Source organism: Variovorax sp. W1I1 (genome assembly GCF_030815625.1).
Taxonomy (GTDB): Bacteria; Pseudomonadota; Gammaproteobacteria; order Burkholderiales; family Burkholderiaceae_C; genus Variovorax; species Variovorax paradoxus_C.
The window spans coordinates 3,127,913-3,149,138 of the sequence record NZ_JAUSWZ010000001.1 but is presented as its reverse complement, the minus strand read 5'-3'; the positions used below and the strand labels follow the sequence as shown (position 1 = coordinate 3,149,138).

Annotated in this window: 21 protein-coding genes and 1 riboswitch; of the genes, 14 read left to right on the top strand and 7 right to left on the bottom strand. The window is 67.7% G+C overall.

Translation table 11 applies throughout. The annotated features are described in order from the left end of the window. Positions 1 to 18 precede the first annotated feature (18 nt). From lgt to QFZ83_RS14685, 6 genes are all read left to right on the top strand, one after another. Complete coding sequence (gene lgt, locus QFZ83_RS14710; RefSeq protein WP_306876773.1) at positions 19 to 846, top strand: prolipoprotein diacylglyceryl transferase; 828 nt, start codon at positions 19 to 21, stop codon at positions 844 to 846. Positions 847 to 980: 134 nt separating this feature from the next. Then, positions 981 to 1,649 carry a GntR family transcriptional regulator gene (locus tag QFZ83_RS14705; protein WP_013541807.1) on the top strand — a complete coding sequence of 223 codons (669 nt, stop codon included), beginning with the start codon at positions 981 to 983 and terminating at the stop codon, positions 1,647 to 1,649. Positions 1,650 to 1,701: 52 nt separating this feature from the next. Beyond that, positions 1,702 to 3,168, top strand: a complete 1,467-nt coding sequence (locus QFZ83_RS14700; RefSeq protein WP_307507598.1) for a malonyl-CoA decarboxylase — start codon at positions 1,702 to 1,704, stop codon at positions 3,166 to 3,168. Positions 3,169 to 3,251: 83 nt separating this feature from the next. Then, positions 3,252 to 4,235 carry a tripartite tricarboxylate transporter substrate binding protein gene (locus tag QFZ83_RS14695; protein WP_307507595.1) on the top strand — a complete coding sequence of 328 codons (984 nt, stop codon included), beginning with the start codon at positions 3,252 to 3,254 and terminating at the stop codon, positions 4,233 to 4,235. Then, complete coding sequence (locus QFZ83_RS14690; protein ID WP_307507593.1) at positions 4,232 to 4,999, top strand: enoyl-CoA hydratase/isomerase family protein; 768 nt, start codon at positions 4,232 to 4,234, stop codon at positions 4,997 to 4,999. Before QFZ83_RS14695 ends, QFZ83_RS14690 begins: the two co-directional genes overlap by 4 nt. A gap of 23 nt (positions 5,000 to 5,022) precedes the next feature. After that, positions 5,023 to 6,558, top strand: a complete 1,536-nt coding sequence (locus QFZ83_RS14685; RefSeq protein WP_307507590.1) for a malonyl-CoA synthase — start codon at positions 5,023 to 5,025, stop codon at positions 6,556 to 6,558. Here the strand turns inward: QFZ83_RS14685 and QFZ83_RS14680 are convergent. From QFZ83_RS14680 to QFZ83_RS14670, 3 genes are all read right to left on the bottom strand, one after another. Then, on the bottom strand, positions 6,555 to 8,003 hold the full coding sequence (locus QFZ83_RS14680) for a serine hydrolase (protein ID WP_307507587.1): 1,449 nt from the start codon (positions 8,001 to 8,003) through the stop codon (positions 6,555 to 6,557). The two genes, QFZ83_RS14685 and QFZ83_RS14680, sit on opposite strands and share 4 nt — an antisense overlap. A gap of 75 nt (positions 8,004 to 8,078) precedes the next feature. Next, a complete protein-coding gene (locus QFZ83_RS14675; protein WP_307507585.1) occupies positions 8,079 to 9,140 on the bottom strand; it encodes a phenylacetaldoxime dehydratase family protein in 1,062 nt (353 codons plus the stop codon). Positions 9,141 to 9,156: 16 nt separating this feature from the next. After that, a complete protein-coding gene (locus QFZ83_RS14670) occupies positions 9,157 to 10,191 on the bottom strand; it encodes a carbon-nitrogen hydrolase family protein (protein WP_307507583.1) in 1,035 nt (344 codons plus the stop codon). A 171-nt stretch (positions 10,192 to 10,362) separates the two neighbouring features. Here QFZ83_RS14670 and QFZ83_RS14665 point away from each other — a divergent pair, with 171 nt between their 5' ends. Beyond that, entirely contained in the window at positions 10,363 to 11,325 is a 963-nt protein-coding gene (locus QFZ83_RS14665; protein ID WP_042581499.1) for a helix-turn-helix domain-containing protein, read from the top strand. A gap of 3 nt (positions 11,326 to 11,328) precedes the next feature. On the opposite strand, the gene QFZ83_RS14660 is transcribed toward QFZ83_RS14665, so the two are convergent. The 4 genes from QFZ83_RS14660 to QFZ83_RS14645 all read right to left on the bottom strand — a co-directional run bounded on the left by QFZ83_RS14660 (position 11,329) and on the right by QFZ83_RS14645 (position 13,479). After that, on the bottom strand, positions 11,329 to 11,754 hold the full coding sequence (locus tag QFZ83_RS14660) for a universal stress protein (RefSeq protein ID WP_307507579.1): 426 nt from the start codon (positions 11,752 to 11,754) through the stop codon (positions 11,329 to 11,331). Positions 11,755 to 11,820: 66 nt separating this feature from the next. After that, entirely contained in the window at positions 11,821 to 12,642 is an 822-nt protein-coding gene (locus QFZ83_RS14655; protein ID WP_041942940.1) for a sulfite exporter TauE/SafE family protein, read from the bottom strand. Positions 12,643 to 12,925: 283 nt separating this feature from the next. Then, positions 12,926 to 13,258 (bottom strand): cell division protein ZapA, encoded by a 333-nt coding sequence (locus QFZ83_RS14650; protein WP_307507576.1) that lies wholly within the window; start codon positions 13,256 to 13,258, stop codon positions 12,926 to 12,928. Then, positions 13,255 to 13,479 (bottom strand): hypothetical protein, encoded by a 225-nt coding sequence (locus tag QFZ83_RS14645; protein ID WP_013541792.1) that lies wholly within the window; start codon positions 13,477 to 13,479, stop codon positions 13,255 to 13,257. The genes QFZ83_RS14650 and QFZ83_RS14645 overlap by 4 nt, the downstream gene beginning before the upstream one ends. 187 nt (positions 13,480 to 13,666) lie before the next feature. Then, a riboswitch (cobalamin riboswitch) is annotated at positions 13,667 to 13,935 on the top strand. Between the two features lie 100 nt (positions 13,936 to 14,035). On the opposite strand from QFZ83_RS14645, the gene QFZ83_RS14640 reads away from it, so the two are divergent. Genes QFZ83_RS14640 through cobO form a run of 7 tightly spaced genes read left to right on the top strand, consistent with a single transcriptional unit; the run spans position 14,036 to position 21,223 of the window. After that, positions 14,036 to 15,997 carry a TonB-dependent receptor domain-containing protein gene (locus tag QFZ83_RS14640; RefSeq protein ID WP_307507573.1) on the top strand — a complete coding sequence of 654 codons (1,962 nt, stop codon included), beginning with the start codon at positions 14,036 to 14,038 and terminating at the stop codon, positions 15,995 to 15,997. Next, on the top strand, positions 15,982 to 17,412 hold the full coding sequence (locus tag QFZ83_RS14635) for a cobyrinate a,c-diamide synthase (RefSeq protein ID WP_307507571.1): 1,431 nt from the start codon (positions 15,982 to 15,984) through the stop codon (positions 17,410 to 17,412). Before QFZ83_RS14640 ends, QFZ83_RS14635 begins: the two co-directional genes overlap by 16 nt. Continuing rightward, entirely contained in the window at positions 17,399 to 17,977 is a 579-nt protein-coding gene (locus QFZ83_RS14630; RefSeq protein WP_307507569.1) for a bifunctional adenosylcobinamide kinase/adenosylcobinamide-phosphate guanylyltransferase, read from the top strand. Before QFZ83_RS14635 ends, QFZ83_RS14630 begins: the two co-directional genes overlap by 14 nt. Further along, positions 17,977 to 18,846 (top strand): ABC transporter substrate-binding protein, encoded by an 870-nt coding sequence (locus tag QFZ83_RS14625; protein WP_307507566.1) that lies wholly within the window; start codon positions 17,977 to 17,979, stop codon positions 18,844 to 18,846. Before QFZ83_RS14630 ends, QFZ83_RS14625 begins: the two co-directional genes overlap by 1 nt. Before the next feature lie 11 nt (positions 18,847 to 18,857). Continuing rightward, positions 18,858 to 19,868 (top strand): iron ABC transporter permease, encoded by a 1,011-nt coding sequence (locus QFZ83_RS14620; RefSeq protein WP_306876759.1) that lies wholly within the window; start codon positions 18,858 to 18,860, stop codon positions 19,866 to 19,868. Then, positions 19,865 to 20,641, top strand: coding sequence for an ABC transporter ATP-binding protein (locus QFZ83_RS14615; RefSeq protein ID WP_307507563.1), 777 nt, complete (start codon positions 19,865 to 19,867; stop codon positions 20,639 to 20,641). The genes QFZ83_RS14620 and QFZ83_RS14615 overlap by 4 nt, the downstream gene beginning before the upstream one ends. A 12-nt stretch (positions 20,642 to 20,653) precedes the next feature. After that, entirely contained in the window at positions 20,654 to 21,223 is a 570-nt protein-coding gene (cobO, locus tag QFZ83_RS14610; protein ID WP_013541785.1) for a cob(I)yrinic acid a,c-diamide adenosyltransferase, read from the top strand. The last annotated feature ends 3 nt before the right edge of the window (positions 21,224 to 21,226 follow it).

Below are 21,226 nucleotides of genomic sequence, written 5' to 3'. Positions count from 1 at the left end.
GCCGGGCACAATCCGCGGATGCTCATGTATCCGCAGATCAATCCCATCGCCCTGCAGCTCGGGCCCGTCGCCATTCACTGGTACGGCCTGACCTACCTGGCGGCCTTCGCGCTGTTCTATTTCCTCGGCACTCGCCGCCTGCGCCACGAGCCGTATCGCTCGCTGGTCGGGCAGGGCGCCTGGCAGCGCAAGGACATCGAGGACATTCTTTTCCTCGGCGTGATGGGCGTGATCGTCGGCGGGCGCTTGGGCTATTGCCTGTTCTACAAGCCCGAGTTCTACCTCACCCATCCGCTCGAGATCCTCTACGTGTGGCAGGGCGGCATGAGCTTCCATGGCGGCATGCTGGGCGTGATCGGCGCGATGGTGTGGTTCTCGCATTCGCGTGCGCGTCCGTTCTGGCAGGTGATGGACTTCGTCGCGCCCTGCGTGCCGACCGGCCTCGCCGCGGGACGCGTGGGCAACTTCATCAACGGCGAACTCTGGGGCCGGTTCAGCAGCCCCGACCTGCCGTGGGGCATGGTGTTCCCGCAGAGCGGGTCGATGCTGCCGCGCCATCCTTCGCAGATATACCAGTTCCTGCTCGAAGGCCTGCTGCTTTTCGTGATCATGTGGCTCTACGCGCGCAAGGAACGGAAGGAAGGGCAGGTGGCTTCCGTCTTCTTGATCGGCTATGGCGCGCTGCGTTTCTTTGCCGAGTACTTCCGCGAGCCCGACGACTTCCTCGGCCTCCGCGCGTTGAGCCTGAGCCAGGGGCAGTGGCTCAGCGTGCCGATGGTGATTGGCGGCATCGCGCTGTGGTTCTGGTTCGGTCGCTCCAAGAAGGTGGTTGCCGCACGCGCCTGAAGCGGGTGATCTCAGGGTAATCACGGGCCGGGCGGGGCGCCCGTGACACTTGCGCAACATTGTTTGCGCGCTCACAATTATGCGTAATTACAGGAAATTACGCCGAGCCACCCAAGGTCGAGAGCCCCATCTCCATGCGCCTGGTCCCCAACTCCCTGCACGACGAAGTCGCCGCCACGCTGCGCGAGCAGATCTTCGCGGGCACGCTGGCGCCGGGCAGTTTCCTGGACGAAGTCGCGCTGTGCGAGCGGCTCTCCATCTCGCGCACGCCGCTGCGCGAAGCGCTCAAGGTGCTCACCGCCGAAGGCCTGCTGCGGCACGAACCGCGGCGCGGCTGCTTCGTCAACGAAGTGACCGAGCGCGACCTCGACGAAATCTTTCCGGTGATCGCGCTGCTCGAAGGCCGCTGCGCCTTCGAGGCCGCCCGCAACGCGAGCGATGCCGAGCTGCACGAGCTCGACGGGCTGCACGAGCGCCTGGAGCGCCACGCCAAGGCGCGCCGCATCAACGACTACTACGCCACCAACCACATCATTCACGAGGCGATCATCAAGCTCGCCGACAACCGGTGGCTCGCGCAGGTGATCGGCGATCTGCGCAAGATCTTGAAGCTCGCGCGCCTGCAGCAACTGCATGCGCCGGGCCGGCTCGACCAGAGCCTGTCGGAACACTTGGCCGTGTTCGCGGCGCTCAAGGCGCGCGACAGCGAAGGCGCCGACGCCGCCATGCGCACGCACCTCACGCGCCAGCGCGAGGCGCTGCGCGAAGTCGCGCGGCAACAGAAATCCAGGGTGATGCCATGACCGTGACCATTTGCCGCGGCGCGTCCGAATCCATCCACAGGGGAGTTCATCGATGAGTGCGACCGAATGGTTCCAGGCGCGGCTGCGCTCTGGCGAAAAGTCCAAGGTGCCCGTGGCGCCCGAAGGTGCCGCCAAGAGCGCGCCGAAGAATGCGGCCAAGCCCAGCGAGCGCACGACCGCCGAGCGCCTGCAGGTCACGCTGCGCAAGGCCGACGAGGCCCTGTCGCCGCGCGCGCTGCGCCGCGTGCTGGCCGACCTGCAGGCCGTGATCGATCCGCGCGTGAGCGAGGTCGAGGGCGGCCGCCGGGCCCACGCCATCGCAGAGGCTTACGCTGCCGCCACGCCCGAGGAGCGCCGCGACTACTGGGCGCTGATGAGCGAGCATTTCGCCGCCGATGCGCAAAAGCTCAAGACCGCGCGCGACCAGCACCAGGCCGCGGTCGGCACGGCCGACGAAGGGCAGGCCGAAATGAAGCTGCGCCGCGCGCTCGTCTCGCCGCGCATGCGCCTTCTGCAGCGCTTCGCGGTCGAGCCGACGGGCATGCGCTTCCTGGTCGACCTGCGCGCCGACCTGCTGCCGTGCCTGAAGGCCGACAAGCGCCTGCTCGCGCTCGATGCCGAACTCGAGCAACTCTTCTCCACCTGGTTCGACGTCGCCTTCCTCGAGCTGCGCCGCATCGACTGGGATTCGCCGGCCTCGCTGATCGAGAAGCTCATCCGCTACGAGGCGGTGCACGACATCAAGAGCTGGTCCGACGTGAAGAACCGGCTGGACGACAGCGACCGCCGCTGCTACGGCTTCTTCCACCCGCGCCTGCCCAACGAGCCGCTGATCTTTGTCGAGGTGGCGCTGGTCGACCGCATCAGCGACGGCATCACGCCGCTGCTCGACGAGGCGGCCGTGCCGGTGCTGCCCGCCAAGGCGACCACCGCGATCTTCTATTCGATCAGCAACACCCAGAACGGCCTGCGCGGCGTGAGCTTCGGCGATTCGCTCATCAAGCGCGTGGTCGAGACGTTGCAGGACGAGCTGCCGCGCCTGAAGACCTTTGCCACGCTCTCGCCGATTCCGGGTTTTCGCACCTGGCTCGCAAAGAATGCGGCCGACCTGCTGCCGCGACTGGACGAGAAGCGCGAGGCCGAACTTGGCCGCCTCGTCGGCTCCGTGCCGCCCACGGCGGATCGACTGCTCGCCGCCGTGGAAGCCGCCGCCACCTTCGATGCCAAGTCGCCGCTGCGCCAATGGCTGCTGCAGGCGGCCGCCGAGTACCTGGGCCGTGCGCTGGTTGACGGCACGCCGGCCGACCCGGTCGCGCGCTTCCATCTGGGCAACGGCGCACGGGTCGAACGGCTGAACTGGGCCGGCGATCCGTCGCCCAAGGGGCACAAGCAGTCGTACGGGCTCATGGTCAATTACCTGTACGACTTGAAGCGCCTCGACAAGCATCGGACCTGGCTGGGCGATGGCAAGGTCGCGGTATCGGGAGACATCGAAAGCCTGTTCTTCAAAAAAGGCTGAACGTTCGACAACAAGGCGGGTCCGGAGAAGGTGCCTAACGCCGCATGGGGCGGCAAAATCCACAACGATCGGAGAAGAGACAAATGAACCAGAGTTTTCAGCGACGTGACGTTCTGCGCGTGGCCGCCGCCGGTGCGGCCGTTCTTTGCGGCGCCGCGCGCGCGCAGGGCTGGCCGACCAAGCCGGTGACGATGATCGTGCCGTTCCCGGCTGGCGGCGGCACCGACGCCTTTGCGCGGCCGCTCTCGGGCCAGTTCACCAAGGTGGCGGGGCAGACGCTGGTGATCGACAACCGCGGCGGCGCCGGCGGCACGCTGGGCGCGAGCATCGCGGCCAAGGCGCCGGCCGATGGCTACACGCTCTTCATGGGCGCCGTGCACCACGCCATCGCGCCCTCGGTGTACCCCAAGCTCGACTACGACATCGAGAAAGACTTCGTGCCGCTGATGCTGCTGGCCAACGTACCGCAGGTGGTGGTCATCAACCCCAAGCGCGTGCAGGCCAACACCATCCAGGAATTCATCGCGCTGGTGAAGCGCAATCCGGGCAAGTTCAACTACGGTTCGGCCGGCTCGGGCACCTCGCATCACCTGGCGGGCGAGCTCTTCAAGCTGCAGACCGGCACCTTCATCACCCACATTCCGTACCGCGGCGCGGGCCCGGCGCTGTCGGACCTGATCTCGGGCAACGTCGACCTGATGTTCGACGGCCTGGGTTCCTCGTCGCAGCACATCAAGAGCGGCCGCATCAAGGCGCTGATGGTCGCCGGCGCCAAGCGCAACCCGGCATTCCCCGATGTGCCGTGCGCCGCCGAAGTGGGCCTGCCCGACTACACCGTCACCACCTGGTACGGCCTCTGGGCACCGAAAAACACGCCGGCCGATGCGCAGGCGCGCGCGGTCGACGACATGAAGAAGGCGCTCGCCACCGACGAGCTCAAGACCATCTGGGCGCAGAACGGCTCGGAGATCCCGACCCTGACCATGGCGGCCTACGGCGGCTTCGTGAACTCCGAAATCAAGCGCTGGGCCACGGTCGTGAAAGCCTCCGGCGCCAAGCTCGAATGACGGCTGCGGGCACTGTGTCACTGCGCCGCGAAGGCGCGGTGGCGGTCGTCACGCTGTCGAACGCGGGCCGCCTCAATGCGATGACGCGCGCGATGTGGCGCGAGTTGCGCACGGTGTTCACGGGCTTGGACGATGCCGGCCTTCGATGCATCGTGATCCGCGGGGAAGGCGGCGCCTTCTGCGCGGGCGGTGACATCTCTGAATACCCGTCGTTTCGCTTCGAAGAGCCGAGCCTGCGCGAATTCCACGAGAACGAAGTGTGGGCCGCGCTGCAGGCGCTGCTCGATTGCCCGATTCCGCTGGTCGCGCAGATCGAAGGCGCCTGCATGGGCGCCGGCATCGAGATCGCGAGCTGCTGCGACATCCGCATCGCGGGCGCCACCGCGAAGTTCGGCGCGCCGATCGCCAAGCTGGGCTTTCCCATGGCACCGCGCGAAGCGGCCCTCGTGCATGGCGCCATCGGCGACGTGCTCGCGCGCGACATGCTGCTGGCTGCCGGCGTGCACGGCGCCCAGCGTTTGTACGACGCGGGCTTCCTGCTGCAGGTGCTGCCCGACAACGAGGTCGCGACCGCAGTGCAGGTGCATGCCGACCGCATCGCCGCGCTCGCGCCGCAGGCCGCGCGCCTGCACAAGCGCACCTTCGCCGCGCTGAAGGCCGGTGCGACGCAGAACCTGCTCGCCACGGCCTACGACTACGCCGATTCCGCCGAGCACCGCGAAGGCATCGCTGCCTTCCTTGCCAAGCGCACCCCGAATTTCTGAAGTACCGGTTCAAAGACGAAGCGATGAAGAAGCCAACCAACGCCAACCTGTTCGCCGCCTTGCGCGCGGCCTTTCCCGCCGACCTCGACGGCATCGCGGTCGAGACCGACAACGGCCTTTTCTATTCGTGGCGCGACCTCGAACGCGCGAGCGCGATGATCGCCAACCTGCTCGATGCGCTCAAGCTCGAGAAGGGCGCGCGCATCGCGGTGCAGGTCGAGAAATCGGTCGAGGCGATGCTGCTGTACCTCGCGACGCTGCGCGCGGGCTATGTGTTCCTGCCACTCAACACCGCCTACCAGAGCGCCGAGATCGAATATTTCATCGGCAATGCCGAGCCCGCGGTCGTGGTGTGCACGAGCCGCAATGCCTCGTGGGTCGGGCCCATCGCCAACGCGGCGGGCACGCGGCACGTGTTCACGCTGGACGACGACCGCACCGGCACGCTGCTCGAAGTGGCGGCGCAGTGCAGCGACAAGCACACGCCTGCGAAAAAGTCGCCCGACGACCTCGCCGCGATCCTCTACACCAGCGGCACCACCGGCCGCAGCAAGGGCGCGATGCTCACGCACGGCAACCTGCTGTCGAACGCCGAGGTGCTCAAGGACTACTGGGGCTGGACGCCGGGCGACGTGCTCATTCACACGCTGCCCATCTTTCACGTGCACGGCCTCTTCGTCGCGCTGCACGGCGCGCTGCTCAACGGCAGCAAGATGCTGTGGTTCGCGAAGTTCGACCCCAAGCGCATCGTCGCCAAGCTGCCCGAAGCCACCGTGTTCATGGGCGTGCCGACACTCTACGTGCGCCTGCTCGCCGAGCCCGGCTTGACGCGCGAAGCCGTGCGCAACATGCGCCTGTTCGTCGCGGGCTCGGCACCGCTGCTCATCGAGACCTTCGACGAATGGCAGGGGCGCACCGGCCACACGATCCTCGAGCGCTACGGCATGAGCGAGACGGTCATGCTCACCTCCAACCCCTACAAGCCCGAGCAGGGCGAGCGCCGTGGCGGCACCGTCGGCTTCGCGCTGCCGGGCGTGCAACTGCGCGTGCGCGACGAGAAGGGTAACGACTGCACCACCGACGAGATCGGCGGCATCGAGGTCGATGGCCCGAACGTGTTCGCCGGCTACTGGCGCATGCCCGAAAAGACGGCGGAAGAATTCACCGCCGACGGCTTCTTCAAGACCGGCGATGTCGGCAAGATCGACGGCCGCGGCTACATCACCATCGTCGGCCGCAGCAAGGACCTCATCATCAGCGGCGGCTACAACGTCTACCCGGCCGAGATCGAGGGCTACATCAACGAGATGGCCGGCGTGGCCGAGAGCGCGGTCATCGGCGTGCCGCACCCCGACTTCGGCGAAGTGGGCGTGGCCATCGTGATCGCCAAGCCGGGCACCGTCATCGATGCCGATGCCATCGTGGCGGAGCTCAAGTCGAAGCTCGCGAACTTCAAGATTCCCAAGCGCTGCTTCGTCGTGCCCGAACTGCCGCGCAACACGATGGGCAAGGTGCAGAAGGCGCTGCTGCGTGCCGAGCACAAGGGGTTGTTCGCCTAGGCCTTCGCGGCGACCGTCTTTTCGGTCACGCGCTGGAAGACGATGTCCGGCACTGCCGGCTCGAAGGGCGCCGTGATCCGGTCGATGCGGCCTTCGCGGTCGCAAAGGAAGGTCAGCGCCAGGTTGTCGGGGTGGAATTCGGAGGGCCTGTCGGGCGTGGTGAACACGTCGTAGTGCCAGTGGGTGAGCTGGCCGGAAAAACCGCGCCAGTGCCAGGAGAGGCCGTCGCCGTCTGCAGAGATTGCGATGCGCCCGTAGGCCGGATGCTCGTAGGTACCTGCGTACTCTTCGAGTGCGTGGCTGGGACGTGTGCCGACGCGGCGCTTTTCTTCAAGTTTCTTCTTGTCGAGCTTTTGCTGCTCGAGGAACTGGCGACGCTTGGGCACGAGGCGGCCGAGCCAGTCGACCGGCTCGCGTCCGCTGATGCGGTCGAACACGGCGTAGGTGAGCAACGAAGTAACGGCGCTCGGCGCACGGTTTGTCAGCACCACGACGCCCGCGCGGCGCTCAGGCAACACCGTCATCAGCGTGGCCCAGCCGAGCCACGAGCCCGAGTGCGACAGCGTGCGGTCGCCACGGTAGTTCTCGCAGAAAAGTCCGAAGCCATAGTGCGAGTCGCCGATCTCGGCCTGTTCGGAACGCCCCACGTGCATGCGCGGCGTGCTCATCTCGCGCAACGCTTTCGGGGAAAGAAGCTGCGTGCCATCGACCTTGCCTCCGTCGATCAGGCAGCGGGCCCATTTCGCCAGGTCGGCCACCGAGGCATTGATGCCACCGCCGGCCGTGGTGCGGATCGGCCACAACGGGGACGGCACGCATTCACTGCCAAGCATCGCGTGTGGGCGCGCGGCGTTTTTCGCGGCGGCCAGCGCCTCGATGGTGAAGCCGAAGTCCTTGAAGCCGAGCGGCTTGAGCAGCCGTTCGGTGGTGAAGTCTTCCCAGCTCTGGCCGCTGATGCGCTCGGCGACCATGCCCGCGACCATGTAGCCGAGGTTCGAGTACTGGAAGCTGTCGCGCAACTCGCGGCTTGGTGCGAGATGGCGCAGCAGGGGCAACATCTGCGCGCCCGAGAGATCGCCGGGCTCGTGGATCCAGTCGTGGCGCGGCAGGCCGCTGCGGTGGCAGAGCAGGTCCAGCACGGTCAGGCGCTCGCTCGCCATGGGGTCGTGCAGGCGGAACTCGGGAATCACGTCGCGCACCGGGCGATTCCATTCGAGCTTGCCTTCGTCGACCAGCAAGCCAAGGCCCGCCGCGGTGAACGACTTGGTGATCGAGCACAGCAAAAACTGCGTGTCGGTGGTCACGGGCAAGCCGGTGTCGGTGTCGCGCACGCCATAGCCCTTCTGCAGCACCACCTCGCCGTCTTGAATCACCGCCAGCGCGAGGCCGGGCACTTTCCATTCCTGCATCGAGGCTTCGACGAGGTTTTCGAGATCGCTCCACATGGTCGGGGTCCTGCCTTGCGGCCTTGATTGGAATAGGGCCGCGCATCCTAAAGCAATCCCCGCCGAGCCTCTTTCTCAGGTGACGGCGAGCCCGTTCATCAACCCGCTGCGCGCGTGGCAGTTGATGTATTCGTAGCTTTGCTCGTCGGCCTTCAGCACCGACACCTCGTGGTACACGCGCAGTTGAAGCTGGAAGTTCAGCGCCTGCACATAGCGCATGAAGCTGCCGAAGATCGCGACGTGCGTCGGGTGCGATTCGGCCCAACGCTCCATGTCGGCGAGCGAGCGCCAGTAGCTCAGGCCGAATGACTTCTGCAGTGGCGCGCCCTTGGCGTCGAGATGGTGCATGTAGCGGTTGCTGTAGCAGCCGATGCCCAGGCCCTGGTCGCGGAGGAAATCCATGCCTTCGCGCAGCACCGGCTCCATGTCTTCGAGGTAGAGCGTGCGCTCCTGGCCGGTGGTGTCGGCCCACTCCTGGCCCGACCGGATCATCGCGATGTTCTCGTGGCCTGCGATGCGCACGCGCTGGCCCGGCGCCGGTGTGCCGACGACGACTGCGCGCGTGCCCGAGGGCGACAGCGCATCGGTCTGCGAGAGCGGGATGCGGTCGCGCATCGATCCCCAGTAGCCGTGCTCCTGCAACTCGCCGCTGACCTCGCCCATCACCACGCCGACGCCCTCGAAGCGGTCCGGTGTGTTGAACATCGTCTCGAAGTGCTCGACGCGCGGCGAGGCGATTTCGCGGAAGTAGCCGAGGCCTTCCGCGAGGCGTTCGTCCGAGCGCCACCACGCGTCGATGGCAGATGTGGCGCTCCAGCGTGCGAAGGCCGCGGCGTCGTGCCAGTAGGCGATGGCGACCATGTTGTCGAAGCCGTCGGCATCGACGTAGTGCGTGAGGTCGTGATGGCCCGGCCCGTCGGGCAGCGCGAAGTCGCGCGCGATCTTCATCAGCGCGGCGCAGGCGCGGCCCTGCATCTCGGGGCCGCGCGACTGCACGCCGAAGTAGCCCATCGCCACCTGCGTCACCGAGACGGGCGCGCGGGCCGACCAGACGGGGTAGGGCGGCGTGTAGTCGTCCTCGACGCGGCGGTGCCGCGTGCGGGGGCATTTCAGATGCTCGGCGATGGCGGATTCCATGGTGGCTCCGGTGCGCTCAGGCAGCGAGTTGCAGGCGCGGCTCGGTGCCAGCGGCCACCGCTTCGGGTGCACTGCTTTCGGGCTCGGGCGTGCGCTGAAAGACCACGGGCTCGCGCCGCGTCTTGTTGAGCAGCAATTGCGTGACATCGGGCCGAGAGTAGTGGCCGCTCGGATCGGCGGCGGCCTTGGCGAGCGAGATCATGCCGAGGTCGATGTCGGCGATCACCAGGCCTTCCTGGTCTTCGGCCAGCGGCGTGCCGAGCGGAGAACCATCGGGGCCGTAGATGCGCGCGAAGCCGCCGCCGGTGCGCAGCATCTGCTGCTTGCCGGCATCGGTGCACATCAGCTCGCTCATCGCCGGCGAAACGGTGGCGCACGGCGCGACCACGAAGCACTGGCCCTCGGCCGCGTAGACCTGGCTCGCGGCGTTGTTGACCTCCGGCCCGAGCGCGTAGGCGGCGCCGCGGTAGAGCGAGAAGCTGGGCCATGCGCCGCAGTGGATCTGCTCGTTCTGCGCATACATCGCGTACTTGCTGAGCGGCTGCAGATGCTCCCAGCACGAGAGCGAGCCGACGTTGCCGATGGCCGTCTCGGCCACGGCGAGATCGGACCCGTCGCCTTCGCCGAACACGGTGCGCTCCACGTGCGTGGGCTTGAGCTTGCGGCGCGTCTGCACCGTGTGGCCCTGGTCGTCGATGAGCGCCTGCGCGATGTAGAGGCTGCCCGCCGCCTTCTCGCTGTAGCCGAGCGACACCCAGATCCTGTGCTTGCGCGCGGCGTCCTTGATGCGGTCGAATTCGGCCGAGCCGACCACCAGCGAGTTGTCGTGGTACCGCTGCACGAACTGCATGCCCCAGGCGGGGGAATCCAGCCAGATCCACCACGGGTAGCCGGGCACCCAGGTTTCGGGAAAGGCAATGAGCTTCACGCCCTGGCCTGCCGCCTCGGCCATGAGATCGATGGTCTTGTCGATGGTGCCGTCGAGGTCGAGGAACACGGGCGCGGCCTGCACGGCGGCGACGCGGAGCTTGGGGTGAATGGTGGTGGGCATGGCGGGTCTCCGGAAGTGGGGTGATGAAACAACTTCGCACACCGCCAACGCGGGTTTGCGCGGTGGCATGCGGGTTGCTTGAAGCGTAGATTCGCCGCCGCGGAACGCCTTGATCCGAACTGGCGGCGTTCTTGTTCCAGCGTTGCACGCATGCGCTTTTCGGGAAATCCAATGAACCAGTTGCTCAGCACCGATGCCGTGGCGCGCGACCAGCGCCTGGCCTACTGGACCGACATGATCTGCAACGTCTACGTGCAGCTCGGGTGCGACCCGGTGCGGCCGGACGACATCGGCCGCTTCGAAGGCAGCATCCGCCAGCACTCGCTGCCCAGCCTCGATGTGTCGGTGGTCAAGTCAGGCGCGCAGAAGGTCATGCGCACGAGCGGGCACATCGCGCGCTCGGGGGACGACTATTTCCTCGTGAGCATCCAGGCGCAGGGACGCGGCGTGGTGCGGCAGGACGGGCGCGATGCGGTGCTCTCGGCCGGCGACTTCGCGCTGTACGACAGCACGCGGCCCTACGAGCTGCTGTTCGACGACAGGTTCGAGCAGATCGTGCTCAAGCTGCCCGGCGAGCGCCTGCGCAGCGAGTTGCGCGACACCGAGGCGCTGACGGCCACGACGGTGTCGGGCAAGGAGGGCGCGGGGCATCTTCTGCTCGGCATGATCCGCACGCTGCGAGAGGACATCGACACGCTGCAGCCCGCTTCGGCGCTGGCTGTGGCCAATGGCGTGCAGAGCATCCTCGTGGCGGGGCTGCAGACGCTGCCGGCGGCACGTGCGCCGTCGCTCAGCAATCTGACGGCGTACCACCTTGCGCGCGTGAAGCGGTGCATCGACGAGCAGTTGGCCGATCCGTCGCTGTCGGTGGGCAGCCTCGCGGCGTCGCTCGGGGTGTCGGCGAGCCACATCCATCGCGTGTTCAAGAGCGAGCCGCTGACGCCTTCGCAGTACATCTGGGAACGCAGGCTCGAAGCCTGCAGCCGCGACCTGCTGGAGCCGCGTCTGGCGGGCAAGCCGGTGGGGGAGATCGCGTATGGACGCGGCTTCAACGATGCGGCGCATTTCAGCCGCGCGTTTCGGGAGCGCTTCGGCTGCTCGCCGCGCGAGTGGCGGCAGCAGCGGGTGCAGTAGGCCTTACTGGACCAGCAAGACCGAGATGTCGGTCTCGCCGATCACCTTGGTCGCCACCGAGCCCATCAGCGCGCGTCCGAAGATGCCGTGGCCGTGGGTGCCGAGCACGATCAGCTCGGCATGCGTGGCGGTGGCCGACTTCAGGATTTCCTCGGCGGGATGGCCGTGGCGCTTGTCGATCGTGTAGTCGGCGATGCCCTTCTCCGCCAGGAGCGCCTTCACCGGATCGAGCACCTTGGCGCTTTCCTCGGCGTAGTACTCCGTCACGATCTCCTTGCTGAGGTGCCGTGTCACGTGGCCCGAGATGCCGGTGCACACGTGGACCACGATGAGCTCATGCCCGTCCACGAACATGGTGCGGTTGGCGACGAGGTAGTCGAGCGCCTTGCGGGTGTAGGCGCTGCCATCGACGGCGATGAGGATTTTCATGAAACCGTTATACGGCTGCGTCTGGCGCATCGCAACGGGTCACACCCCCGGACCATGGGGGATTTTTCAGCCGCGCAGGCCCTTCCAGAGCATGTAGGCGGCGAGCAGATAGAGGATGCTGGCGAACACGCGCTTGAGCTTCTTCACCGGCAGCGTGTGCGCGGCCTTGGCGCCCAGCGGTGCGGTGAACACGCTGCACACGGCAATCACCACCAGCGCGGGCAGCCAGATGTAGCCGAAGGAGCCGGTGGGCAGGCCCTGCACCGTCTGGCCGCTGATCGCATAGCCGAGCACGTTGGCCACCGCGATGGGAAAGCCCAGCGCGGCGCTGGTGGCCACCGCGTTGTGAATCGAGATGTTGCACCACGTCATGAACGGCACGCTGATGAAGCCGCCGCCCGCGCCGACGAGGCCCGAGATGAAGCCGATCACGCCGCCGCCCGCGAGTTGGCCTGCGGTGCCCGGCATCTGGCGCGTGGGCTTTGGTTTCTTGTCGAGGAACATCTGCGTGGCCGAGAAGCCGACGAACAGCGCGAAGAAGATGGCGAGCGCCGTGCCCTTGAGCAGTGCGAACACGCCCAGGCTCCCGGCCAGGCTGCCGATCACGATGCCGGGCGCGAGACGCTTGACGATGTCCCATCGCACCGCGCCGCGCTTGTGGTGCGCGCGCACGCTGGAGACCGAGGTAAAGATGATCGTGGCCATCGAGGTGGCGATCGCCATCTTCACCGCGAGGTCGGACGACACGCCGCGGTGGCCCATGATGATCGTGATGAACGGCACCATCAGCATGCCGCCGCCGATGCCCAGGAGCCCCGCGAGAAAGCCGGTACCCAGGCCGAGTGCGGCAAGTTCAAGAATCAGGAGGGGGTCGAGGAATTCGGTCACGCTGCGGGTCTTCGGACAAAGCAACGGCCCCGAGCAGTGTGTGCTGGGGGCCGTGCCGGATAGAAAAAGGTGTCTGCAAGTGGGCGCCGAACCCGCATCCTGAACCAGGGTTCAGGTGGGCGAGGGCAGCAAGACTTCGGGTTCATCTGACGCGAGATGATCACGCCCGTCAAGCGATGTACCAAGCCCGGCTCCGGAGAGCATTGGAACAAGGAAATATTAAGCCCGACGCGCACCGCAGACAGTTCGGATTTTACGCTCCGTATGAGTCCATGGTGTTCATTCAGAGCAAATGACCATCGCCGGCCAGCGCCTGATCGAGCTTTTGAATGAGCTGGGCGGCCTTGGCATCGACTTCTCCGGGCTCGGTCGCGGCGGGCGCGGGCGTTGCAGCGGGCGCGGCAACCGCTGCCGCTTGCTGTGCCGCGAGATCGAAGGCGAGGTTCAGCGAAGCCAGCACCGCGATGCGATCGCGTGCCTTGACTTTTCCTGCGTCGCGGATCTTGCACATGGCGGCATCCACGCGTTCGACCGCATCGCGCAACTGCGGCTCGCCGCCGTCGGGACAGCCGAGCAAATAGCTCTGGCCCATGATCTGTACTTCTATCTGCTTCATGCGGTGGAATCTTCGGGAGGTGGTTCAGCCGGCAGCCGCTCGAGCAGTGCATCCAGGCGCGTGCGTGCCGCGGCGAGCCGCGACTTGAGCCCGTCGCGTTCGCGCACGAGCGCATCGACCTGTTCCTGGAGCAGCGCATTGGTGCGCTGTACCTCTTCGTGACGCACGAGCAAGCGTTCCACACGCTCGGCGATCTGATCGATGGGGCTGGAGGCGGGCATGGTTGGCGATTGTAGTTTCCCGGGGGAGGCGGTCCGCTGGCAGTCAGCGTGGCGCCTGGCTTCGTCCTGGCGGCGATTCTGCGGCCTGCGCCCGAGGGTTCCAAATTTTCGGCAGAGATGGGTGCAGAGACGGACAGAGGTGCGACGGCGGCGCCACAACTTTCGACTTAGCGCATCCGCCGCAGGGCCTAAAATCCCGCCCGTTGGTGCTCGCGCCGTGGTTCGCACGGTGCAGTTCAACGGGAAGCAGGAGTGAACGCCCCCGAGAGATCCGCAAGCCGGACATCGGATCAAGGCCGAAGCCGCCTGCGCTGCCCCCGCAACGGTCAAGCAGACGGCGCCGTAAGGCGTCACCCCTTTCCATCCAGCCACTGGGCGCCCTGAAACAGGTGCCTGGGAAGGCGGCAAGGGGCCGTTCTGCCAGCCCGGATACCGGCCAACAAGGCGGCTGCCGCATGCACGAACGAATAAACCGGTTCATGCCCGCGGCGGTCATTGCGCCCAGGGCGCCGGCGGGGAGGCCGGCCAGGGGCATTGACGTTCGTTCGGCTCACTCATGATTTCCTGTGTTTTCAATTCCCGCGCCTCTCGCGGTCGCGCGCCTGCGCCCATTCGCCATCGCGGCCTCGCCTGCCTGCCGCTTGCGCTGGCCTCGGCCTTCGGCGGCCTCGCATTGATCCAGTTGCCCACGCTTGCGCACGCGCAGGAAAAAGCAGCAGCCACGCTGGGGGAAACGGTGGTCACGGCCAACCGCACGCCGCAGCCGCTGTCGGACCTGGTGGGCGATGTGTCCATCATCGATCGCCAAACCATCGAGCGCAGCGGCGCGACCGGCGTGGCCGACGTGCTGGCCCGCCAGCCCGGCATCGAGATCACGCGCAACGGCGGCGTGGGCAACAACACCAGCCTCTACATCCGCGGGGCCGAGACGCGCTTCACGGCCGTCTACCTGGACGGTGTGCGCATCGACTCGCAATCGACCGGCGGCGCCGGCTGGGAAGGCATTCCGCTCGCTCAGATCGACCGCATCGAAGTGCTGCGCGGCCCGGCCGCCGCGGTTTATGGCTCCGACGCCATCGGTGGCGTGATCCAGCTCTTCACCAAGCGCGGCGAAGAGGGCGTGTCGCCCTACGCGGGCATCGGCTTCGGCAGCCATGGCCTGCGCAAGATCGAGGGCGGCGTGAGCGGCAAGTCGGGTCTGTTCGACTATTCGTTCGGCGTCGCGCACGAGGAGAGCAAGGGCTTCGACGTGCAGCCCGCATCCAAGCGCACGCCCTCGAAGGACGGCTTCACCAGCCCCGACCGCGACGGCTACCGCAGCACCTCGGGCAACCTGAAGCTGGGCTTGCAGATCACGCCCGGCCAGCGCATCGACGCCACCTTGCTCCAGAGCAACGTCGAAGCCGGCTACGACGCCTCGGTCAGCTTCAGGACCCGGCCGCCGATCCGCTTCAGGAACGACGTCTCGGACAACACGCTGCGCACCGCTGGCCTCACCTGGTCGGCCAAGTGGAACGACATCTACAGCACCCGCGTGCAGGTGACCGACTCGCAATCGGTCTACAAGACGCAGCCTTCGTTCTATCGCACCGAAACCAACCTGCGCGGCTACCTGTTCCAGAACGAGTTCCGCTTCGGCCCGCACCTGGTGACCGCCACGCTGGAGCGTCGCGAAGACGCGCTCGAAAACGCACCCACCACCTCGGCCAAGCTCTTCTCGCAAGACCGCTCGCAGAACGCGCTCGCGCTCGGCTACGGCTTCGTGCAGGGCCCGCATTCGCTGCAGTTGCATGTGCGCCGCGACAAGGACAGCGAGTTCGGCGGCAAGACCACCGGCAGCGCCGCCTACGGCTTCGCCATCCTGCCGTCGCTGCGCTTCACCGCATCGGCCGGCACGGCTTTCCGTGTGCCGACGCTCTACCAGCGCTTCAGCGAATACGGCGTGGCCACGCTGCAGCCGGAAGACAGCCGCAACCTCGAGCTGGGCCTGAACTACGCCAAGGACGGCACCACCGCCGGCATCGTGGTGTACCGCAACCGCGTGCGCAACCTGATCAACTTCGTGGGCACCGCCACGGGCTGCGCCTCGACCTTCGGCTGCTACACCAACGTGGCCCGCGCCACGCTGCAGGGTGCGACGCTCTCGGCCAGCCAGCGCATCGGCGACGTCACGCTGCGTGCCTCGTTCGACGTGCAGGACCCCAAGGACATCGAGACCGGCAACCTGCTCGCACGCCGCGCCAAGCGCCACGGCACGCTGGGCGCTGACTGGCGCGTGGCCGGCTGGACGCTGGGCGCCGAAGTGCAGGCTTCGAGCCAGCGCTACGACGACGCGGCCAACAAGATCAAGCTCGGCGGCTATACGCTGCTGAACCTGTCGGCCAGTACGCAGATCGCACGGGACCTGAACCTCATCGCCCGCATCGACAATGTGGGCGACAAGGACTACCAGTACGCACGCCTCTACGCCAACGGGGGCCGCACCGCCTACCTCGGCCTCAAGTGGACACCGCAGTAAACGACCTTTCGCGACGGCGCGACGGCATCGCAGCCACCTGTGCCGCGGTGCTGATCGCCGCGCCCGCCTCGGGGCAGGGCAAGACCACGTTGGCTGCGGCGCTTGCGCGGCTGCATGCGCGGCAAGGCCGTCGGGTGCGGGCCTTCAAGTGCGGGCCGGACTTTCTCGATCCGCACTGGCTCGCGCTCGCCACCGGCGCGCCGGTGCATTCGCTGGACCTGTGGATGACGGGCGAGGCCGATTGCCGGGCGCGCTTGCACGCCGCAGCGGACGAGGCCGATCTCGTGATCGTCGAAGGCGTGATGGGTTTGTTCGACGGCACGCCGAGCGCGGCCGACCTCGCGCAGCGCTTCGGCCTGCCGGTGCTGGCCGTGATCGATGCGCACGCCATGGCCGGCACCTTTGGGGCGCTGGCCTACGGATTGCAGAACTTCAAGCCCGGCCTGCCATGGGCCGGCGTGCTGGCCAATCGCGTGGCGAGCGAGCGGCACGCCGGCATGCTGAAGGACGCATTGCGCGAACCTTCGCAATGGATGGGCGCCTTGCCCCGCGATGCAAAGTTCACCTTGCCCGAACGGCACCTGGGCCTCGTCGGCGCGAATGAGCTCGACGACGCTATGGCGCGGCTCGATGCGGCCGCCGATGTGCTGGCTGAAACACCGCTGGGCCAGTTGCCGGTTTCGCAGTTGCCGCAGGTGCGTTTCGATCCGGTCACAACAGACGACGCAGGCACGCCGCAATTGCTGGCGGGCTGCACCATCGCCATCGCGCGCGATGCGGCGTTCTCCTTCATCTACCCCGCCAACCTCGACGTGCTCTCGGCACTCGGCGCGCGGCTTTCGTTCTTCTCGCCACTGGCCGGCGATGCGTTGCCGGCCTGCGATGCCGTCTGGCTCCCGGGCGGCTACCCCGAGCTGCATGCCGAAGCCCTGTCGGCGAACCAATCGATGCGCGCCTCCCTGACCGCGCATGCCGCCGCAGGCAAGCCCGTGTGGGCCGAGTGCGGCGGAATGATGGCGCTGTTCGACGAACTGGCTACGCACACCGATGAAGAACAGTCGCAGGTTCACCGCCTCTGGGGCCTGCTCCCCGGCCGCGTGACGATGCAGAAACGCCTTGCCGGCCTCGGACCGCAACAGCTTCAACTGGGAAGCCACACCCTGCGCGGCCACACGTTTCACTACTCGCGCTGCGAAACGCCGCTCGCGCCGTCCGCCCACACCGCGCGGCCCGACGCCACGCAGGCCGTCGGTGCGCGTGGCGGGGAGGCTTTCTATGTGCATGGTCCGGTGCGGGCCAGCTATTTCCACGCGTGGTTCGCTTCCAGCCCGGAAGCCACGGCGCGACTTTTCGGCGCCATGCCGATCGAGCTGGGCAACGATGCCGCAAAGGGAGCAATCGATGATCGTTGTTGAGCACGAATTCATCCTCGGCGGCCAGAAGAGCGGCAAGTCGCGCCGCGCCGAGCAGCGCGCCATTGACTGGCTCGCCTCCGCGCCCGGCACGCACCGCGCCGTGCTGATTGCCACCGCCCAGGCCCATGACGACGAGATGCAGGAGCGCATCGTGCGCCACCAGGCCGACCGCGCAGAGCGCGTGCCCGGCATGCGGACCATCGAGGAGCCGGTCGAGCTGGCGCGCGCCATCGTCACGCAGAGCGCGCCCGAGACGCTGGTGGTGATCGATTGCCTCACCCTCTGGCTCACCAACCTGTTGATGCCGCTGCGCACCGAAGCCGCACGGCCGACGACGCGCACGCCTTCGGCGCACATCGCCATGCTGCAGATCGCGCTGCGCGAGGCGCGCGGACCGGTGGTGCTGGTCGGCAACGAGATCGGCCTGGGCGTCATTCCACTCGGCCGCGAGACGCGCGCCTTCGTCGATGCACTGGGCCGCCTGAACCAGGACGTAGCCGCCGCCTGCGGCCGAGTGACGCTGATGGCGGCCGGCCTGCCGCTGAGCCTGAAAGCGCCCGCCTGATGAAGATGAACCGGATTCCATCGCTGCTCGCCGCCATCGGCCTGTCGCTGTGCGCACTCGCCGCGCACGCCTTCGACGTGGTCGACGAACGTGGCACCACCGTGAGCCTGCCGCAGCCGCCGCAGCGCATCGTCTCGCTCCTGCCGTCGCTCACCGAATCCGTCTGTGCGCTCGGCGCCTGCGAGCGGCTCGTGGGCGTCGACAACTATTCCAACTCGCCGGCCGCCGTGCGCGCCTTGCCGCAGATGGGCGGCGGCATCGAGCCCAACGTGGAAGCGATCGTCGCGCTCAGGCCCGACGCGGTGCTGCTCGCCAAGTCGTCGCGCGTCACGCAGCGGCTCGAGGCGCTGGGCCTCAAGGTGCTGGTGCTCGAACCCAAGAGCCATGCCGACGTGCAGCGCGTGCTCGGCAAGCTCGACGAGGTGCTCGGCACGCACGAGGCGCCGCGCGTGTGGCGCGTGATCGATGCGAGCGTGTCGGCTGCGGCGCAGTCGGTGCCCGCGAGCGCACGGGGCAAGCGCGTGTACTTCGAGGTCAACAGCACGCCTTATGCGGCGGGCGAGTCGTCGTTCATCGGCGAAACGCTCACGCGGCTGGGCATGAAGAACATCGTGCCCGCGAAGCTCGGGCCCTTTCCCAAGCTGAACCCCGAGTATGTGGTGCGCGCCAATCCCGACCTCATCATGGTCAGCGTGCGCAGCGCGCAGGGGCTGGAGCAGCGGCCCGGCTGGGGCGGCATCCGCGCGGTGCGCGAAAGCCGCATCTGCCGCTTCGATGCGCTGCAGTCAGATGTGCTCGTGCGTCCCGGCCCGCGCATGGACGAAGCGGCGCGCCTGATGGCTCAATGCCTGGTGGACAAGGGCCAGTGAACGCCGCGCGCATGCATACCGCACACCTGCGCCGCGTCGTGCTGCTCGGCGCGGCCTTGCTGGTGCTGGGCGTCGCGCTGCTGCTGTTCGGCCTTGGCATCGGCAGCACCGGCTTCGAGAGTTTGCTGGCCGCGCGGCACGACCCGGTGGCGCTGCAGATCGTCTGGGACATCCGCCTGCCGCGCACGCTCGGCGCGTGGCTCGCGGGCGCGCTGCTCGGGCTCGCGGGCGCGGTGGCGCAGGGGCTGTTCCGCAATCCGCTGGCCGATCCTTATCTGCTCGGCAGCGCCTCGGGTGCCTCGCTGGGCGTGGCGGTGGCGCTGATGCTTTTCGGCGGCTCGGCCGCGAGCACGCAATGGGTGATGCGCCTTGGGCTCACGGGCGCGGCCTTCATCGGCGCCGTGCTCGCGGTGCTGCTCACGCTGACGCTGGCACGCGGTGTGCAGCAGACGCTGCGGCTCTTGCTCGCGGGCGTGATCGTCGGCGTGGTGCTCGGCGCCGCGAAAGACCTGATCACCATCGCCTCGGCCGACATCCTGCAGGCCATCCAGGGCTTCATCCTCGGCAGCACCGGCCTGGTCGGCTGGAGCGCCTGCGCCGTGATGGGCGCGGTGTGCGCGGTGTGCCTGCTGGCGGCATGGGCGCTCGCGCCGGTGCTCGATGGGTTGGCGCTCGGCGAGGCGACTGCCCGCAGCCTGGGCCTGCCGCTCGGTGCCATGCGTGCGGCGTTGGTCGTGGTGCTCGCGTTGGCGACCGGCGCGGCGGTGGCGCAGACCGGCTTGATCGCCTTCGTCGGCCTCGCGGCGCCACACCTCGTGCGTTCGGTCGTCAAGACCACACATGCGCGGCTGATCGTGCTCGCGGCGCTGATGGGCGGCCTGCTGCTGATGGCGGCCGACCTGTTGGCGCGCTGGCTCATCGCGCCGCAGGAACTGCCGGTCGGCGTGCTCACCGCGGTGCTCGGTGGCAGCTATTTGCTGTGGCTTATGCACCGCCGAAGCGCGCGTGGAGGTTTGTCATGAGCGGCACACCGGCCATCGAAGCGCGCCGCGTCAGCGCCACGCTCGGCACGACCGAGGTGCTGCACGGTATCGACCTTGTGCTTTCGTCCGCGCGCTGGACCAGCATCGTCGGCCCCAACGGCGCAGGCAAGTCGACGCTGCTGAAAGCGCTCGCGGGCCTGCTCGCACACAGGGGCGACGTGCGGCTCTTCGGCGAGGCAGAGGGAAAAATCCCGGCCCGCATCCGCGCACAACGCCTCTCATGGCTCGGCCAGAGCGGCACGGGCGAAGCCAGCGCCGACGACCTCATGGTCTACGACGTCGCCATGCTCGGCCGCCTGCCGCACCAGCGCTGGCTCGCTGCCCCGAGCGCAGCCGACCGCGAAGCCGTGGAGCGGGCCCTGCGCAGCACCCAAGCCTGGGACTGGCGCGACCGCCCGCTCGGCCAGCTCTCGGGCGGCGAACGCCAGCGCGTGCTGCTCGCCCGCGCGCTCGCGGTCGAGGCCCAGGTGCTGCTGATGGACGAGCCGCTCGCCAACCTCGACCCGCCGCACCAAGCCGACTGGATGCAGACCGCCCGCACGCTCGTGGCCCAGGGCCGCACCGTGGTCAGCGTGCTGCACGAACTGCCGATGGCACTGGCCGCCGACGAAATGGTCGTGATGGACAAGGGCCGCGTGGTGCACCACGGCGGCTGCGACGACCCGGCCACCCACACCGCACTCGAACAGGTGTTCGACCACCGCATCCGCGTGCACCGCGTGGCGGACCAGTGGATCGCACTGCCGAAATAAGGAACACACACCATGCAGATCGAAACTCCTCCCAGCGAAAAGCCCTACGAGAAGCCCGAAGGCGAACGCCGCGGCATCGTCATCGTCAACACCGGCGACGGCAAGGGCAAGAGCACAGCCGCATTCGGCCTCGCGCTGCGCGCGCATGGCCGCGGCAAGGCCGTGAAGATCTACCAGTTCATGAAAGTGCCCTCGGCGCGCTTCGGCGAACACCGCATGTTCGAGCAGATCGGCATTCCGATCGAAGGGCTGGGCGACGGGTTCAGCTGGAAAAGCCAGGACCTCGAACGCTCGGGGCAGCTTGCGCGCGACGGGTGGGAGAAGGCGAAGGCGGCGATCCTGTCGGGCGAGTTTTTCCTCGTGGTGCTCGACGAGATCACCTATCCGCTGATCTACGGCTGGCTGCCGCTCGAAGGCGTGCTCGAAACGTTGCGCGCGCGGCCCAAGCATGTGCACGTGGCGCTCACGGGCCGCCGCTGCCCGCCGGAGATCATCGAGCTCGCCGATACCGTGACCGAGATGACGATGGTCAAGCACGCGTTCAAGGCCGGCATCCCGGCGCAGCGCGGCATCGAGGATTGAGCG

Coding starts and splice junctions, on each gene's coding strand:
- QFZ83_RS14625 (WP_307507566.1), top strand. CDS start 17,977: ATGAAGATGAACCGGATTCCATCGCTGCTCGCCGCCATCGGCCTGTCG.
- QFZ83_RS14630 (WP_307507569.1), top strand. CDS start 17,399: ATGATCGTTGTTGAGCACGAATTCATCCTCGGCGGCCAGAAGAGCGGC.
- QFZ83_RS14695 (WP_307507595.1), top strand. CDS start 3,252: ATGAACCAGAGTTTTCAGCGACGTGACGTTCTGCGCGTGGCCGCCGCC.
- QFZ83_RS14650 (WP_307507576.1), bottom strand. CDS start 13,258: ATGAAGCAGATAGAAGTACAGATCATGGGCCAGAGCTATTTGCTCGGC.
- QFZ83_RS14665 (WP_042581499.1), top strand. CDS start 10,363: ATGAACCAGTTGCTCAGCACCGATGCCGTGGCGCGCGACCAGCGCCTG.
- QFZ83_RS14690 (WP_307507593.1), top strand. CDS start 4,232: ATGACGGCTGCGGGCACTGTGTCACTGCGCCGCGAAGGCGCGGTGGCG.
- QFZ83_RS14675 (WP_307507585.1), bottom strand. CDS start 9,140: ATGGAATCCGCCATCGCCGAGCATCTGAAATGCCCCCGCACGCGGCAC.
- QFZ83_RS14640 (WP_307507573.1), top strand. CDS start 14,036: ATGATTTCCTGTGTTTTCAATTCCCGCGCCTCTCGCGGTCGCGCGCCT.
- lgt (WP_306876773.1), top strand. CDS start 19: ATGCTCATGTATCCGCAGATCAATCCCATCGCCCTGCAGCTCGGGCCC.
- QFZ83_RS14705 (WP_013541807.1), top strand. CDS start 981: ATGCGCCTGGTCCCCAACTCCCTGCACGACGAAGTCGCCGCCACGCTG.
- QFZ83_RS14685 (WP_307507590.1), top strand. CDS start 5,023: ATGAAGAAGCCAACCAACGCCAACCTGTTCGCCGCCTTGCGCGCGGCC.
- QFZ83_RS14620 (WP_306876759.1), top strand. CDS start 18,858: ATGCATACCGCACACCTGCGCCGCGTCGTGCTGCTCGGCGCGGCCTTG.
- QFZ83_RS14645 (WP_013541792.1), bottom strand. CDS start 13,479: ATGCCCGCCTCCAGCCCCATCGATCAGATCGCCGAGCGTGTGGAACGC.
- QFZ83_RS14615 (WP_307507563.1), top strand. CDS start 19,865: ATGAGCGGCACACCGGCCATCGAAGCGCGCCGCGTCAGCGCCACGCTC.
- QFZ83_RS14680 (WP_307507587.1), bottom strand. CDS start 8,003: ATGTGGAGCGATCTCGAAAACCTCGTCGAAGCCTCGATGCAGGAATGG.
- QFZ83_RS14700 (WP_307507598.1), top strand. CDS start 1,702: ATGAGTGCGACCGAATGGTTCCAGGCGCGGCTGCGCTCTGGCGAAAAG.
- QFZ83_RS14670 (WP_307507583.1), bottom strand. CDS start 10,191: ATGCCCACCACCATTCACCCCAAGCTCCGCGTCGCCGCCGTGCAGGCC.
- cobO (WP_013541785.1), top strand. CDS start 20,654: ATGCAGATCGAAACTCCTCCCAGCGAAAAGCCCTACGAGAAGCCCGAA.
- QFZ83_RS14660 (WP_307507579.1), bottom strand. CDS start 11,754: ATGAAAATCCTCATCGCCGTCGATGGCAGCGCCTACACCCGCAAGGCG.